This is a genomic window from Cupriavidus necator (assembly GCF_013141915.1).
Classification (GTDB): Bacteria; Pseudomonadota; Gammaproteobacteria; order Burkholderiales; family Burkholderiaceae; genus Cupriavidus; species Cupriavidus necator_B.
Genome location: NZ_SROX01000008.1, coordinates 53,037 through 69,370, shown reverse-complemented (window position 1 = coordinate 69,370; position 16,334 = coordinate 53,037). Strand labels below are relative to the sequence as shown.

The 16,334-nt window shown below is 67.0% G+C and carries 15 protein-coding genes; 12 read left to right on the top strand and 3 right to left on the bottom strand.

Going from position 1 to position 16,334, the window contains the following annotated elements; all coding sequences use genetic code 11:
• The first annotated feature begins 6 nt into the window (after positions 1–6).
• The 12 genes from E5S69_RS16425 to E5S69_RS16370 all read left to right on the top strand — a co-directional run bounded on the left by E5S69_RS16425 (position 7) and on the right by E5S69_RS16370 (position 13,592).
• Positions 7–615, top strand: a complete 609-nt coding sequence (locus E5S69_RS16425) for a DUF3306 domain-containing protein (RefSeq protein ID WP_171515724.1) — start codon at positions 7–9, stop codon at positions 613–615.
• 100 nt (positions 616–715) lie between these two features.
• Positions 716–2,881, top strand: coding sequence for a 4Fe-4S binding protein (locus E5S69_RS16420; protein WP_171515723.1), 2,166 nt, complete (start codon positions 716–718; stop codon positions 2,879–2,881).
• Positions 2,882–2,906: 25 nt separating this feature from the next.
• A complete protein-coding gene (locus E5S69_RS16415) occupies positions 2,907–3,539 on the top strand; it encodes a TorD/DmsD family molecular chaperone (protein WP_171515722.1) in 633 nt (210 codons plus the stop codon).
• 175 nt (positions 3,540–3,714) lie between these two features.
• A complete protein-coding gene (locus tag E5S69_RS16410) occupies positions 3,715–3,930 on the top strand; it encodes a formate dehydrogenase (RefSeq protein ID WP_171515721.1) in 216 nt (71 codons plus the stop codon).
• 73 nt (positions 3,931–4,003) lie between these two features.
• Positions 4,004–7,036 carry a molybdopterin-dependent oxidoreductase gene (locus E5S69_RS16405; protein ID WP_171515720.1) on the top strand — a complete coding sequence of 1,011 codons (3,033 nt, stop codon included), beginning with the start codon at positions 4,004–4,006 and terminating at the stop codon, positions 7,034–7,036.
• Positions 7,037–7,051: 15 nt separating this feature from the next.
• Positions 7,052–7,735 carry a formate dehydrogenase FDH3 subunit beta gene (gene fdh3B, locus E5S69_RS16400; RefSeq protein WP_171515719.1) on the top strand — a complete coding sequence of 228 codons (684 nt, stop codon included), beginning with the start codon at positions 7,052–7,054 and terminating at the stop codon, positions 7,733–7,735.
• A complete protein-coding gene (locus E5S69_RS16395; RefSeq protein ID WP_171515718.1) occupies positions 7,732–7,968 on the top strand; it encodes a hypothetical protein in 237 nt (78 codons plus the stop codon). Before fdh3B ends, E5S69_RS16395 begins: the two co-directional genes overlap by 4 nt.
• Positions 7,969–8,017: 49 nt before the next feature.
• Entirely contained in the window at positions 8,018–9,238 is a 1,221-nt protein-coding gene (locus E5S69_RS16390) for a formate dehydrogenase subunit gamma (protein WP_171515717.1), read from the top strand.
• A gap of 35 nt (positions 9,239–9,273) precedes the next feature.
• On the top strand, positions 9,274–9,627 hold the full coding sequence (locus tag E5S69_RS16385; RefSeq protein ID WP_171515716.1) for a hypothetical protein: 354 nt from the start codon (positions 9,274–9,276) through the stop codon (positions 9,625–9,627).
• 55 nt (positions 9,628–9,682) lie between these two features.
• On the top strand, positions 9,683–10,513 hold the full coding sequence (locus tag E5S69_RS16380) for a formate dehydrogenase accessory sulfurtransferase FdhD (RefSeq protein WP_171515715.1): 831 nt from the start codon (positions 9,683–9,685) through the stop codon (positions 10,511–10,513).
• Between the two features lie 93 nt (positions 10,514–10,606).
• Positions 10,607–11,173, top strand: coding sequence for a dCTP deaminase (gene dcd / locus E5S69_RS16375; RefSeq protein WP_018008077.1), 567 nt, complete (start codon positions 10,607–10,609; stop codon positions 11,171–11,173).
• Between the two features lie 148 nt (positions 11,174–11,321).
• Positions 11,322–13,592, top strand: a complete 2,271-nt coding sequence (locus E5S69_RS16370; protein WP_171515714.1) for an arginine/lysine/ornithine decarboxylase — start codon at positions 11,322–11,324, stop codon at positions 13,590–13,592.
• Positions 13,593–13,656: 64 nt separating this feature from the next.
• Here E5S69_RS16370 and E5S69_RS16365 read toward each other — a convergent pair whose 3' ends face one another.
• The 3 genes from E5S69_RS16365 to E5S69_RS16355 all read right to left on the bottom strand — a co-directional run bounded on the left by E5S69_RS16365 (position 13,657) and on the right by E5S69_RS16355 (position 16,322).
• Positions 13,657–14,073 (bottom strand): PIN domain-containing protein, encoded by a 417-nt coding sequence (locus tag E5S69_RS16365; protein WP_171515713.1) that lies wholly within the window; start codon positions 14,071–14,073, stop codon positions 13,657–13,659.
• Positions 14,060–14,296: a FitA-like ribbon-helix-helix domain-containing protein gene (locus E5S69_RS16360; RefSeq protein WP_171515712.1), complete on the bottom strand. Its 237-nt coding sequence runs from the start codon at positions 14,294–14,296 to the stop codon at positions 14,060–14,062. The genes E5S69_RS16365 and E5S69_RS16360 overlap by 14 nt, the downstream gene beginning before the upstream one ends.
• Positions 14,297–14,603: 307 nt before the next feature.
• Entirely contained in the window at positions 14,604–16,322 is a 1,719-nt protein-coding gene (locus tag E5S69_RS16355) for a TRAP transporter large permease (protein ID WP_171515711.1), read from the bottom strand.
• Positions 16,323–16,334: the final 12 nt, after the last annotated feature.

Below are 16,334 nucleotides of genomic sequence, written 5' to 3'. Positions count from 1 at the left end.
CTGCCCATGAGCGAATCGTCCTTCCTGTCGCGCTGGTCGCGCCGCAAGGCTGCGGTGCGCGAGGGCGTGGCCGTGCCGGCCGAGCCGGCGCCGCCCGCGGCATCCGAGGGCGAGACAGTGCCTGCGACCGTCGAAACCCTGCGCGAAGCGCCGCAGGAGCCGCCGCCGACGCTGGCCGATGTCGCCGCGCTGCGACCCGGCGACGAGATTGCCCGCTTCGTCGCGCGCGGCGTGGACGAATCGGTCAAGCGCGCCGCGCTCAAGACATTGTTTGCCGATCCCCACTTCAATGTGATGGACGGGCTCGATACCTATATCGACGACTACAGCAAGCCGGACCCGATCCCGCCTGAAATCCTGCGCCAGCTGCGCCAGGCCGAGACCCTGGGCCTGTTCGAGCCGACCGACGAGGAACGCGCCGCAGCCGAAGCCGCGGCCCGGCTGTCCGGGGCGGAACAGGTACCGGCTGCTACGCATGAAGCGCCGCAACAGGAGGGCGAAGAAGCCGCCGTGCCGCTGGCGCAGGCCGAGGCGCCGGTGATCGCCGAAACGCAGCCGGCAGCAGGCAGTCAAAGCGAACAACAGGGCCAGCAAGACCCGCACAAACGCGCGTAGCCCCGACCGGCAGCGCAGCCTACAATAGGCATCCCCACAATCCGCCGGCCCGCAGACCCCCGCCAAGAAGGGACGTCCGGACCGGTCAGCCGCACTCGCCATGCCGACGCTGATCTGCAATTGCAACGACACCATGCCGCTTGACGGGGCGGCGCTGTCCGACGCAACCCGCGACGCGAGCCAGGGGCCGCTCAAGGTCCATCGCCTGCTGTGCCGGCGCGAAATCGGTGACTTCACCGCCGCGCTGGACGGTACCGAGGACGTGATCGTCGCCTGCACCCAGGAGCGCCAGCTGTTTGCCGAGGTGGCCGCGCAAGCCGCGCAGGGCGGCGATGGCCGCCCGGTGGTGACCGCGCCGGTGCGCTTCGTCAATATCCGCGAAACCGGCGGCTGGTCGCAGGGTGCCCGGCGCGACCCGAAAACTGCCAACGCCAAGATCGCCGCGCTGCTGGCGGTGGCCGCGCTGCCTGAACCCGAGCCGGTGCCGGTGGTCGACTACCGCAGCGACGGCGCGGTGCTGGTGCTGGGCCCGGCCGCGCGGGCGCTGCCATGGGCCGAGCGGCTGGCCGCGATGCAACTGGAAGTGACGGTACTGCTGACCGGCAGCGACGCGCGCGACGGCGCAGCCGCGCAGCCCGCGGCGCGCGCCTATCCGGTCCACAGCGGCCGGCTGGCCACGCTGACCGGCTGGCTGGGCGCATTCGAGGCCAGCTGGGAAACCGGCGCCGGCCGCAGCAACCCGATCGACCTGGACCTGTGCACGCGCTGCAATGCCTGCATCGAGGCCTGTCCCGAGAACGCGATCGACTTCAGCTACCAGATCGACCTGTCGCGCTGCCGCGCGCACCGCGACTGCGTGCGCGCCTGCGGCGCGGCGGCGGCGATCGACTTCGACCGCCCGCAGGCCACCGCGCAGGGGCGCTTCGACCTTGTCTTCGACCTGTGCAACACGCCTGCCTTCACCATGCACCAGCCGCCGCAGGGCTACCTGCATGCCGGCGCCGACCCGGCCCGCCAGCAGGACCAGGCCCTGCTGCTGGCCGGGCTGGTGGGCGAGTTCGAGAAGCCCAGGTTCTTCCGCTACAAGGAAAGCCTGTGCGCGCACGGCCGCAACCAGACCACCGGCTGCACCGCCTGCATCGACATCTGCTCGACCGAGGCCATCGCCTCGCGCTGGCACGACGGCAAGGGGCGCATCGAGGTCACGCCCAACCTGTGCATGGGCTGCGGCGCCTGCACCACGGTCTGCCCGAGCGGCGCCATCAGCTATGGCTATCCCGGGCCGGAGATGACCGGCGCGCGGCTGCGCACGCTGCTGTCGGCATACCGGCAGGCCGGCGCGCGCGATCCGGTGGTGCTGCTGCACGGCGAGGAATACGGTACGCCCGCGCTGCTGGCGCTGGGCCGTGCTGCCCGCGGCGGCAAGGCGGGCGGCGTGCCCGCGCCGGTGATGCCGCTGTCGCTGTTCCATCCGGCCTCGGTCGGGCTGGAGCTGTGGCTGGCCGCGCTGTGCTGGGGCGCGAGCCGCGTTGCCGTGCTGCTGACCGGCGACGAGGCGCCGCAATACCGTACCGCGCTGCTGGAGCAGATGGCGGTCGGGCGCGCGCTGCTGTCCGGGCTGGGCTATGACGGCGAGGTGCTGACGCTGGTCGAGGCCGCGGACACGGCTGCGCTCGATGCCGGCCTGGCGGCACTGCGCCCGGCGCGCAACGCGTTGCCGCCCGCGCCGTTCGGGCCGGTTGCGGCCAAGCGCGAGATGCTCGACTTTGCGCTCGACCATCTGGTGCGCCATGCGCCGTCACCGGCGCAGAGCGTGCCGCTGCCGGCCGGCGCGCCCATCGGCGCCATTGCGGTGGATACCGGCAAGTGCACCTTGTGCCTGGCCTGCGTGGGCGCATGCCCGTCGCAGGCGCTGCGCGATAACCCGGAGCGTCCCGTGCTCAGCTTCATCGAGCGCAACTGCGTGCAGTGCGGGCTGTGCGAAAAGACGTGCCCCGAAGACGCCATCACCCTGGTGCCGCGCTTGCTGGCCGGCGATGCGGCACGCCGCCCGGTCACGCTCAACGAGGCCCAGCCGTTCCATTGCATCCGCTGCGCCAAGCCGTTCGGCACGGCGCAGATGGTCGAGTCGATGCTGGTGCGCTTGGCTGGACATCCGGCCTTTGCCGGCGCCGCGGCGGAGCGCCTCAGGATGTGCCCCGACTGCCGCGTGGTAGACATGATGGAACTCGATCCCGGCGCCGTGACCGGCGCCACCCTGCGCTGACCCGCGAGCACGAAAACATCACGACATGACAGATTTCCAGCCGATCCAGCTCACCGCTGCGCCGCCCGTTGACGATGCCGAAGACACCGCCCGCGCCGACCTGTACGGCCTGCTCGCGACGCTGTTCTACCGCGCCCCCGACGCCGCCTTGCTGCATCACATCGCCGCCAACCGCGCCGTGGGAGAAGACGCCAATACGGTGCTCGGCAAGGCGTGGAATGCGTTGTGCGACGCAGCATCCGAGACCACCGCGGCCGAGGCCGAGGAAGAGTACCGGCAGCTGTTCGTGGGCGTGGGCCGCCAGGACGTGTTCCTCTATGGCTCTTTCTATATGACTGGCTTCCTCAACGAGCGCCCGCTGGTGGCGCTGCGCGAAGATCTGGCCCGCTATGGCCTGGAGCGCCACGAAGGCGTCAGCGAGACCGAGGACCATATCGCCACGCTGTGCGAGGTGATGCGCTTCCTGGTGGCGGGCGAAGACCTGTCGGTGTCCAACCTGGGTGAGCAGCAGCGCTTCTATGCGAAGCACCTGCAGCCCTGTATCGAGCCATTGTGCGATGCGGTGACGGCGCACCCGCAGGCCCGCTTCTATCGCAGCGTGGCGGGATTGCTGGGCACGTTTGCCGGCGTCGAGGCGGTGGCGCTCGAGATGACCTGAGCGCGGCACCGATGACCGGGACGCCAACGCGCAGTGCTCTGCTTAGGCCAAACTGGAGAAGAAGGTAAGGAAAAACCCGCGCTTGTCATGGTCTTTCCTTCCAGTTGATTCTAGAATATGCATAACAACGCATAACGGCACAACCATCGGGCTTTGACAACCAAGGAGCCCCCACATGAGAGAAAAGCCAACCAGGGTCGGGCGCCGCACGTTTCTCGCAGGCGCCGGAGTTGTGGCGGCCGCCACCGGCGCGGCAGCGCTGAGCGCGCGCGCGCCGTCCATGCCGGGCCAGGCCGCAACGCTGCCGGAACCCGCCGACCCTCCGTCGGACAGCACGGGTTACCGGGTCTCCGACCACATCCGCAAGTATTACCGGACCACGCTGGTGTAACTGCCACGGCGGCGTGGTCTGGCGCGCCGCCTGCAACCGGACGCTACCCAATCGTCCGATTCTGAGGTGAGACATGATCTTGACCCGCAAACGCGCGGCGCAGGGCGCATCCGCCCGCCTCGCTGACGGCCTCGCCAACCGGCCCGAATCCGCCGATGCAAGTTCAGGCCGGCTTTCCCAACGACTCGCTGCCAGCCTGGCCGGCGCCATGCCGACCATGGACCGCCGCAGCTTCCTCAAGCGCTCCGGCATCGGCGTGGGCGCCGGCCTCGCGGCCGGGCAGCTGACGCTGCTGCGCAAGGCCGACGCCGCCGACGACAAGAAGGCCGTCGGCGACGGCAAGACCGGCATCGTGGTCCGGCGCACCGTGTGCGGCCATTGCTCGGTCGGCTGCGCGGTCGACGCGGTGGTGCAGAACGGCGTGTGGATCCGCCAGGAGCCGGTGTTCGATTCCCCCATCAACATGGGCGCGCACTGTGCCAAGGGCGCCGCGCTGCGTGAGCACGGCCACGGCGAATACCGGCTCAAGTACCCGATGAAGCTGGTCAACGGCAAGTACCAGCGCATCAGCTGGGACCAGGCGCTCGACGAGATCACCGCGCGGATGAAAGACATCCGCCAGAAGACCGGCCCGGACTCGATGTTCTTCGTCGGGTCTTCCAAGCACAGCAATGAGCAGTCCTACCTGATGCGCAAGTGGGTGTCGTTCTTCGGCACCAACAACACCGACCACCAGGCGCGCATCTGCCACTCCACCACCGTGGCGGGCGTGGCCAACACCTGGGGCTACGGTGCGATGACCAACTCGTACAACGATATGCAGAACGCGAAGGCGGCGCTGTATATCGGCTCCAACGCGGCCGAGGCGCACCCGGTGTCGATGCTGCACCTGCTGCACGCCAAGGAAAGCGGCTGCAAGGTGATCGTGGTCGATCCGCGTTTTACGCGTACCGCGGCCAAGGCGCACCGTTACGTGCGGATCCGCTCCGGCACCGACATCGCCTTCCTGTTCGGCGTGCTGTACCACGTCTTCAAGAACGGCTGGGAAGACCAGAAGTTCATCAATGACCGGGTCTACGGCATGGACAAGGTCAAGGAGGAAGTGCTGGCCAAGTGGACGCCCGACAAGGTCGAGGAAGTCACCGGCGTGCCCGAGGCCCAGGTCTACATGGTGGCCGAGACCATGGCCAAGAACCGCCCCAGCACGCTGGTGTGGTGCATGGGCCAGACCCAGCACACCATCGGCAACGCGATCGTGCGCGCCTCGTGCATCGTGCAGCTGGCGCTGGGCAATATCGGCGTGTCGGGCGGCGGCGCCAACATCTTCCGCGGCCATGACAACGTGCAGGGTGCCACCGACGTGGGTCCCAACCCCGATTCGCTGCCGGGCTACTACGGCCTGGCCACCGGCGCCTGGAAGCACTACGCGGCGGTCTGGGGCGTCGACTACGAATGGATCAAGAAGCAGTTCGTCTCGCAGGCGTTGATGGAGAAGTCCGGCACCACGGTGTCGCGCTGGATCGATATCGTCACCGAGAAGAACGAGCTGATCGACCAGGACAACAACGTGCGCGGCGTGTTCTTCTGGGGCCATGCCCCGAACTCGCAGACGCGCGGGCTGGAGATGAAGAAGGCGCTCGACAAGCTGGACCTGCTGGTGGTGGTGGACCCGTACCCGTCGGCAACCGCGGCCATGGCCAACATGCCGCCGGCCGAGGGCGACAAGGTCAACCCCAACCGCGCGGTGTACCTGCTGCCGGCCTGCACGCAGTTCGAGACCTCGGGCTCGTGCACGGCGTCCAACCGCTCGCTGCAATGGCGCGAGAAGGTGATCGAGCCGCTGTTCGAATCGATGCCCGACCACACGCTGATGCAGGCGTTCGCCGACAAGCTCGGCTTCGGCAAGGAGCTGTCGAAGAACTACAAGATGATCGAGGTCAAGCGGGCCGGCCGGACCTGGATGGAGCCCGAGCCGGAATCGATCCTGCGCGAGATCAACGCCAGCAACTGGACCATTGGCTACACCGGCCAGTCGCCGGAACGCCTGAAGTCGCACATGCGCAATATGCAGATGTTCGACGTCAAGACGCTGCGCTGCAAGTCGGGCAAGGACCCGGTGACCGGCTATGACCTGACCGGCGACTACTTCGGGCTGCCGTGGCCCTGCTACGGCACGCCGGAACTGAAGCACCCCGGTTCGCCCAACTTGTACGACACCAGCAAGCACGTGATGGACGGTGGCGGCAACTTCCGCGCCAACTTCGGCGTGGAGCGCGATGGCGTCAACCTGCTTGCCGAGGATGGCTCGTACTCGCTGGGGGCCGAGATTACCACCGGCTATCCCGAGTTCGACCACGTGCTGCTGAAGAAGCTGGGCTGGTGGGACGACCTGACCGATGCGGAGAAGGCCAAGGCCGAGGGCAAGAACTGGAAGACCGACCTTTCCGGCGGCATCCAGCGCGTGGTGATGAAGAACCATGGCTGCCATCCGTTTGGCAACGCCAAGGCGCGCGCGGTGGTGTGGAACTTCCCGGACCCGGTCCCGCAGCACCGCGAGCCGCTGTACTCCACGCGCCCCGACATGGTCGTCAAGTACCCGACCCACGACGACAAGATGGCGTTCTGGCGGCTGCCGACGCTGTACAAGTCGGTGCAGCAGCGCAATCTCGAGAACAAGGTCGCCGAGAAGTTCCCGATCATCCTGACTTCCGGGCGGCTGGTCGAGTACGAAGGCGGGGGCGAGGAAACCCGCTCCAATCCGTGGCTGGCGGAACTGCAGCAGGAGAACTTCGTCGAGATCAACCCGCGCGCGGCGTCCGACCGCGGCATCCGCAACGGCGACTTCTGCTGGGTCAAGACCCCGACCGGCGCCACGCTGAAGGTGCGCGCGCTGGTCACCGAGCGGGTCGGGCCCGATACCGCCTTCATCCCGTTCCACTTCTCGGGCTGGTGGCAGGGCAAGGACCTGAAGGACTACTACCCCGAGGGGGCGATGCCGGTGGTGCGTGGCGAAGCGGTCAATACCGCCACCACGTATGGCTATGACTCGGTGACGATGATGCAGGAAACCAAGACCACCATTTGCCAGATCGAGCGGTTTGCCTAAGCGCAGAGGAACATCATGGCACGCATGAAATTTATCTGTGACGCCGAGCGCTGCATCGAGTGCAACAGCTGCGTCACCGCCTGCAAGAATGAGCACGAGGTGCCCTGGGGGGTGAACCGGCGTCGCGTGGTCACGGTCAACGACGGCATGGTCGGCGCCGAGAAATCGATCTCGGTGGCCTGCATGCACTGTTCGGACGCGCCGTGCATGGCGGTCTGCCCGGTCGATTGCTTCTACCGCACCGAGGACGGCGTGGTGCTGCATGACAAGGACGTCTGCATCGGCTGCGGCTACTGCTCCTATGCCTGCCCGTTCGGCGCGCCGCAGTTTCCGTCGACCGGCACCTTCGGCGTGCGCGGCAAGATGGACAAGTGCACCTTCTGCGCGGGCGGCCCGGAGAAAAACGGTTCGGAAGCCGAGTTCGAGAAGTATGGCCGGAACCGGCTGGCCGAAGGCAAGCTGCCGCTGTGCGCCGAGATGTGCTCGACCAAGGCGCTGCTGGGCGGCGATGGCGACGTGATCGCCGACATCCTGCGCAACCGCGTGATCAAGCGCGGCACCGGCGGCGATGTGTTCGGCTGGGGCACCGCCTATGGCGGCGCCAAGCCCGGCGCGCAGCCGGCACCGCCGCCGCAGCCCGCGTCGGGGGCTCCCGCCGCGCCGGCAGCCACGGCACCTGCGGGAGGGAAAACGTCATGAATCGCATCCGCGTGGTTGCACTGATGTCGCTGTGCGGCGTGCTGCTGGCGGGGTGCGGCGAGAAGCCGCAGACCATCGGCCCGTCGCACCGCAAGGTGGATGCGCAGTCGTTCCAGGGGGCGCCGGACGATCCGTTCGTGGCCAAGGGCTGGACCGCCGGCGACCGCACCAGCTGGAACAACCAGATCCGTCAGCGCAACCAGTTGCAGAACGAGTACAACCGGGTGCAATGACCGCGCCGCTGTGGGGACGTCCCGTTATCCGGGCGCTGAAGGAGGGGCTATGACGCCGTCGCACAATCGATGCCGGACCGGAGGGTGGCGCAGCTGGCTGGCGGCCGGCGCGCTCGCGCTGGGTGCCGTAGCCGGCAACGCCGCCGCCCAGGCCCCGGCACCCGCGCCGGGCCCGTCGACGGGGCCGGCGACCGCATCGGCCAGCGCCGACGCCAACAACCCGGCCACGCATCCGGCGCAGCCGCTGGCCGGCGTGGCTTCCGAGAATATTTTCAACATCCCGCGGCGCGATATCGCGGCCGAGGCCAGCTCGCAGCAGCAGCGCACCATCACCCAGCCCGGCAACAATGCGCCGGTCTGGCGCGAGGTCAATTCCGACCAGCGCCACTACAGCAGCCTGCCCGACAAGGAAGCCGGGGTGTTGATCCAGCGCACCGGCCAGTCATGGCGGCTGTTCCGCAACGGCGTCATCACGGTCTGGGGCGGCTGGCTGCTGCTGATCGTGCCGGTGGCGATCCTGGGCTTCTTCCTGTGGCGCGGCACCATTCCGCTGCGCACCCCCAGGACCGGCCGCCTGATCGAGCGCTTTACCCCGCTGGAGCGCATCGTGCACTGGACCATGGCGATTTCGTTCGTGGTGCTGGCGCTGTCCGGCATCGTGATGCTGCTGGGCAAGCATTTCCTGCTGCCGCTGATGGGGCATATGCTGTTCGGCTGGCTCAGCTATATCCTGAAGAACCTGCACAACGTGGTGGGGCCGATCTTCACGCTGTCGGTGATCGTCGCCTTTGCGGTGTTCGTGCGCGACAACCTGCCCAGCCGCGACGACGTGCGCTGGGTCACCAGCCTCGGCGGGCTGGCCTCGGGCAGGCATGTGCCGAGCGGCCGCTTCAACGCGGGCGAGAAGATGTGGTTCTGGTTTGGCGTGTTCGTGTCGGGGCTGGTGTTGTCGGCATCGGGCTGGGTGCTCGACATGATCGTGCCGGGCATGGACTACTACCGCGCCACCATGCAGATCGCCAACGTGATCCACGCGATTGCGGCGGTGCTGATGATCGCCATGGCGTGCGGGCATATCTACATGGGCACCATCGGCATGGAAGGCGCGTACCGCGCCATGCGCGATGGCTGGGTCGACGAGGCCTGGGCCAAGGAGCATCACGAGCTCTGGTACGACGACATCAAGTCCGGCAAGATCCCGGCCCAGCGTTCGGCCAGCCCCGATGCCGCCGCGGCCCGGCCGGCGCGGCACAGTCCCGGCGAAGCCTGAAGCAAGGGCCTACGACACAGCAGGAATCCTCAACGATGACACGCATCCTGACGCTGATCGCCGTAGCCGCCGGTGCCGCCTGCGCGGCCTCCGGCGCGCTGGCCAAGCTGCCCGCGCCAACCGAAGCCCAGCAGGCCAAGGCCGCCGAGACCAAGGCGCGCGCCGCCTGGTCCGACAAGGCTGCGGCCTACCAGTTGTGCCGCACCCAGGACAAGATCGCCGGGCGTTACCTGGCCGACCGCAAGGGGCACGGGCAGCCAGCGCGCGAGCCGGTGCAGACGGCCGCCTGCGCCGATCCTGGGCCGTTCGTGACCCCGGCCGCGGCCATTGCCAGCACCGCCGGTGCGCCCGCGGCAGGCGCGGTACAATCGCCGGCAAAGGCGCCGTAACTTCCGCCCCCTGCATGCCGCTCGGGGCCTCACCCGCAGCCCCGAGTCCCTCGTCATGACCTTGCGTCCCGAGCTTACCCAGGCAGCCGTTCCCCTGATCGAAGAGGTTGAAGTCGTCGACGAGCAAGGGCGCGTGCGCGCGGCCTACCTGCCGGGCGAGCGTCCGCTGACGGTCTATCTCGACAAGCGCGAGCTGGTCACGCTGATGACGCTGGGCGGCGCGCCCGAGCACCTGGTGCTGGGCTACCTGCGCAACCAGCGCCTGGTGGAATCGATCGAGGACATTGCCGCGGTGCAGGTCGACTGGGAAACCGAATCGGCGGCTGTGACCACGCGCAACGGCGTGGACCGCATTGAAGAGCGCACCGCGCGCCGCGTGGTGACCACGGGTTGCGGCCAGGGCACCGTGTTCGGCTCGCTGCTGGATGAGGTCGACAGCATCCGGCTGCCGGTTGGCGCTACGCTGGACCAGGACACCCTGTACGGCATCATCGACACCATCCGGCTGCAGCAGTCGGTGTACAAGCAGGCCGGCTCGGTGCATGGCTGCGCGCTGTTCCAGGGCACCGAACTGCTGATGTTCGTCGAGGACGTCGGCCGCCACAATGCCGTCGACGCCATTGCCGGGCGCATGTGGCTGGAAGGCATGAGCGGCGGCGACAAGATTTTCTACACCACCGGGCGCCTCACTTCCGAAATGGTGATCAAGGGCGCGCAGATGGGCATTCCGTTCCTGCTGTCGCGCTCCGGCGTGACCCAGATGGGCTACCAGATGGCCCGGCGCGTCAACCTGACGCTGTTCGCGCGTTGCACCGGCAAGCACTTCCTGCTCTACACCGGGCGCGAGCGCTTCCGTCATCGTCTACCCGAAGATGTAGTGGTGTAGCCGCCACTTGCCGGGCCGCTGCCGGCTTGAAGGGACGCGCGCCGAATGGTTGTACAATGCGGCGCACTCCGAGCCGTCTATCCTCCCAACCTTATGAGCATCAAATCTGACAAATGGATCCGCCGCATGGCGGAGCAGCACGGCATGATCGAGCCGTTCGAGCCAGGCCAGGTCCGGGAGGCCGACGGCCGCAAGATCGTGTCGTACGGCACCTCGAGCTACGGCTACGACATCCGCTGCGCCGACGAATTCAAGATCTTCACCAATATCAACAGCACCATCGTCGACCCGAAGAACTTCGACGAGAAGTCGTTCGTCGACTTCAAGGGCGAGGTCTGCATCATCCCGCCCAATTCGTTCGCGCTGGCGCGCACGATGGAATACTTCCGCATCCCGCGCAGCGTGCTGACCATCTGCCTGGGCAAGAGCACCTACGCCCGCTGCGGCATCATCGTCAACGTGACGCCGTTCGAGCCGGAATGGGAAGGCTATGTGACGCTGGAGTTCTCCAATACCACGCCGCTGCCGGCCAAGATCTACGCCGGCGAGGGTTGCGCGCAGGTATTGTTCTTCGAGAGCGACGAGATCTGCGAGACCTCGTACGCCGACCGGGGCGGCAAGTACCAGGGCCAGCACGGTGTCACACTGCCGAAGACCTGAGCGCATTACAATCCGGCGTTTGCCGGCACGGCGAGCCTGCCAGGGCCGCCAAACCTGACGTGAGAGCCACATGTCGCCGTCGCAGGGGAACCCCTGCCGGCCATGTGGCTCAAGTCCTTTATGTCCTGCTTTCCATCAAGGATGCCCGATGAAATTCCGCTTCCCCGTCATCATCATTGACGAAGACTTCCGCTCCGAGAACATCTCCGGCTCGGGCATCCGCGCGCTGGCCGAGGCGATCGAGAAAGAGGGCATGGAAGTCATGGGGCTGACCAGCTACGGTGACCTGACCTCGTTCGCCCAGCAGTCCAGCCGGGCATCGACCTTTATCGTGTCGATCGACGACGACGAGTTCGCCAGCGACAGCGAGGAGCTCGAGGCCGCCGCGATCGAAAAACTACGCGCCTTCGTCGCCGAAGTGCGCCGCCGCAACTCCGACCTGCCGATCTTCCTGTACGGCGAGACCCGCACCTCGCGCCATATCCCGAACGATATCCTGCGCGAACTGCACGGCTTCATCCACATGTTCGAGGACACCCCCGAGTTCGTGGCGCGCCACATCATCCGCGAAGCCAAGGTCTACCTGGACACGCTGGCGCCGCCGTTCTTCAAGGCGCTGATCGACTACGCGCAGGACAGCTCGTATTCCTGGCACTGCCCGGGACACTCGGGCGGCGTGGCGTTCCTGAAGAGCCCGGTCGGGCAGGTGTTCCACCAGTTCTTCGGCGAGAACATGCTGCGCGCCGACGTCTGCAACGCCGTTGATGAACTGGGCCAGCTGCTGGACCACACCGGCCCGGTGGCCGCGTCGGAGCGCAATGCCGCGCGCATCTTCAACTCCGACCACATGTATTTCGTCACCAACGGCACCTCCACCTCGAACAAGATGGTGTGGCATGCCAACGTGGCGCCGGGCGACATCGTGGTGGTGGACCGCAACTGCCACAAGTCGATCCTGCACGCGATCATGATGACCGGCGCGATCCCGGTGTTCCTGATGCCGACGCGCAATCACTACGGCATCATCGGCCCGATTCCGAAGAGCGAGTTCGATCCGCAGACGATCAGGAAAAAGATCGCCAACCACCCGTTCGCCAGCAAGGCCAAGAACCAGAAGCCGCGCATCCTGACCATCACCCAGGGCACCTACGACGGCGTGCTGTACAACGCCGAGCAGATCAAGGAAATGCTGGCGGCCGAGATCGACACGCTGCACTTCGACGAAGCCTGGCTGCCGCACGCGGCGTTCCACGAGTTCTATCGCAACATGCACGCGATCGGCAAGGACCGCCCGCGCAGCAAGGACGCGCTGGTGTTCGCCACGCAGTCCACGCACAAGCTGCTGGCCGGGCTGTCGCAGGCCTCGCAGATCCTCGTGCAGGATTCCGAGACGCGCAAGCTGGACCGCTACCGCTTCAATGAAGCGTACCTGATGCATACCTCGACCAGCCCGCAGTACTCGATCATTGCCTCGTGCGACGTCGCCGCGGCAATGATGGAAGCGCCGGGCGGCACCGCGCTGGTGGAAGAGAGCATCCAGGAAGCGATGGACTTCCGCCGCGCCATGCGCAAGGTCGAGGGCGACTACGATGCCGGCAACAACGGCGACTGGTGGTTCAAGGTGTGGGGCCCGGACGCGCTGATCGAAGACGGCATCGGCGACCGCGAAGCGTGGATGCTGAAGGCCAACGAGCGCTGGCACGGCTTCGGCGACCTGGCCGACGGCTTCAATCTGCTCGACCCGATCAAGGCCACCCTCATCACCCCGGGGCTGGATGTCGACGGCGAGTTCAGCGAGCGCGGCATCCCGGCGGCCATCGTCACCAAGTACCTGGCCGAGCACGGCATCATCATCGAGAAGACCGGGCTGTACTCGTTCTTCATCATGTTCACCATCGGCATCACCAAGGGCCGCTGGAACTCGCTGGTGACCGAGCTGCAGCAGTTCAAGGATGACTACGACCAGAACCAGCCGCTGTGGCGCGTGCTGCCGGAATTCGTCGGCAAGTATCCGCAGTACGAGCGCATGGGCCTGCGTGACCTGTGCGATGCGATCCACAGCGTGTACAAGGCCAACGATGTGGCGCGCGTGACCACGGAGATGTACCTGTCGGACATGGAGCCGGCGATGAAGCCGTCGGACGCGTGGGCCATGATGGCCCACCGCGAGATCGAGCGCGTGCCGGTCGACGACCTGGAAGGCCGCGTCACCGCCATCCTGCTGACGCCGTACCCGCCGGGCATCCCGCTGCTGATCCCGGGCGAGCGCTTCAACCGCACCATCGTGCAATACCTGAAGTTTGCGCGCGAGTTCAACAAGCTGTTCCCCGGCTTCGAGACCGACATCCACGGCCTGGTCGAGGACGAGGTCGACGGCAAGAAGGCGTACTTCGTGGACTGCGTGAAGCAGGGCGCCTGAGCGCCAGCCGGCATCGCGCCGCGCCAGCAGGGCCCCGCCAAGGCGGGGCTCTTTCGTTTTTGCCTTAGCTGAACGGATTGATCACCATCGCCCCCGTGCCGCGGAAGTCGGCGACATTGCGCGTGACAACGGTGAGGTTGTGGATCAGCGCGGTGGCGGCGATGAGCTGGTCCAGCGCGTGCTCCGGCCGGGCCGCCCGCAACTGGCCCCAGACCTGAGCGACGTCTGCATCGACCGGCAACACTTGCCGGCCGAAGTCCGCCAGCACATTGGCCAGCCAACGCTCCAGCAGCGTCGCCTGCACCGCGTCGCCGCGATGGCGGATCAGTGCCACGCCGCGCTGGAGTTCGCCCACGGTCAGCGCCGAGAGGTAGAGCGCAGCGCCTTCGCGCGCCGCCTGCCGAAAGAATGCACGCACGCCAGGGTTGGCGCGCTCCCGCTTGCGCGTCTCGCTGACGACGTTGGTATCAATCAAATACACGCGGCGCCTCGCCCGTATCCTGGATGCGCTCGAAGTCGGCGTCCTGGCCGACGTCCGGCATGGTGGAGAGCACTTCGGCAAAGCTGCGCCGGGCCGTGCCGCCCAGCGCCTGCGCCAGGATGGCACGGTGCTCGGCCTCGGCGCTGCGGCCGTTGGCGACGGCCTGCTCGCGCAGGCGCTGGACCAGCGCTTCATCGATGCCACGAACCAGTAGGGTTGCCATCTTGAGCTCCTCTCTGTTGGATGGAGTCATGATAGCATTGTTATCATTACGGCGGTCACGCATCGATGGCAGGCAGTAGATCGGGGTGGCGGCGGGGTGGCCCGCGCATTTGGTGCTCGGCATGGTGTTCTCCTTGGATCATGGGCTGGATGCAGGAGTCAGTCTGGGCCGTGCCGGCGCGCTGGTCGATGAGCCGATTCGCAATTGCGCGGATTGCCTCGCCGCGGTCACGGGCGTGGCCCAATGAAAAAGCCCCGCATCGCTGCGGGGCCGGGCGGGTTTGCCGGAGACTGCCGCCGGGGCAGTGTTATTTCTTTTTCTCGAACTCGAACTGCGGCGCTGCCGATTCACTTTCCGCGGGCGGCTGCGTCGGCAACTGGAGCGAGCCGGATTCGGCCGGCGCCGAGGCAGGACCCGGCACCGACAGGTTGGGGGCGGCTGGTTTGGGTTTGCTGCCGTCCAGGTCGATGTTGAGGTCGCGCGTGATGCTGCGGTCCTGCGCCTTGTGCGTGCCGGTGCTGACCAGGCCCGGGAAGACGATGATCAGCGACACCATCACCAGCTGGATCACGACGAACGGGACCGCGCCCCAGTAGATGTCCGAGGTCTTGATTTCGCGCGGCGCCACCGAGCGCAGGTAGAACAGCGAGAAGCCGAACGGCGGGTGCATGAACGAGGTCTGCATGTTCACCGCCAGCAGCACGCCGAACCAGATCAGGTCGATGCCGAGCTTGTCCGCCACCGGGCCGACCAGCGGCACCAGGATAAAGGCTAGTTCGAAGAAGTCCAGGAAGAACGCCAGCAGGAAGAACAGCACGTTCACGGCAACCAGGAAGCCGGTCTGGCCACCGGGCAGTGCGGTCAGCAGGTGCTCGACCCAGATGTGGCCATCCACGCCGTAGAACGTCAGCGAGAACACGCGCGCGCCGATCAGGATGAAGATCACGAAGGCCGACAGCTTGAGCGTCGCCTCCATCGCCTGCCGGGTCAGGCTCAGGTCAAGCCGGCGCTTCACCATGGCCAGGATCAGGGCGCCGAGCGCGCCCATGCCGCCACCTTCGGTCGGCGTGGCCACGCCGACGAAAATGGTGCCAAGCACCAGGAAGATCAGCGCCAGCGGCGGGATCAGCACGAAGGTGACCTTTTCCGCCATCTGCGACAGCAGGCCGAGCTTCAGCGTCTTGTTGATCACCGCCAGCACGAAGGCGAACAGGATCGCCGCGCCCACCGAAACCACCAGGCGCTCGTCCAGCGGCGCTTCCGGCTTGTAGAGCTTGTCCACCGCCACGCCCACCGCGATCGACATGGCGGTCAGCACCAGCACCGACGCCGCCCCGCTCTTGCCGCTGGGCTCGCGGAAGGTGCGGGCCTCGATCGGCAGCGCCGGTGCGGCGACCGGCTTGATGATCGTGACCAGCATCACGTAGAGCATGTACATGCCGGTCAGCACCAGCCCCGGCACGAACGCGCCCTTGTACATGTCGCCGACCGAACGGCCGAGCTGGTCGGCCAGCACGATCAGCACCAGCGACGGCGGAATGATCTGCGCCAGCGTGCCTGACGCCGCAATCACGCCCGAGGCCAGCCGCTTGTCGTACTTGTACTTGAGCATCAGCGGCAGCGAGATCAGCCCCATCGAGATCACCGAAGCCGCCACCACGCCGGTGGTCGCCGCCAGCAGCGCGCCGACGAAGATCACCGCGTAGGCCAGGCCGCCGCGGATCGGGCCGAACAGCTGGCCGATGGTGTCGAGCAGGTCCTCGGCCATGCCCGAGCGTTCCAGGATCAGGCCCATGAAGGTGAAGAACGGGATCGCCAGCAGCGTGTCGTTCTCGATGATGCCGAACAGCCGGCTCGGCAGCGCCTGCAGCAGCTCGGGCGGCAGCATCCCCAGCTCGATGCCGATGAAGGCGAACAGCAGCCCGTTGGCGGCCAGCGCAAAGGCGATCGGGAAGCCCGACAGCAGGAATACGACCAGCGAGGCGAACATGATCGGTGCCATGTTCGCAATCAGGAATTGCGTCATCGTGCGCGCCTC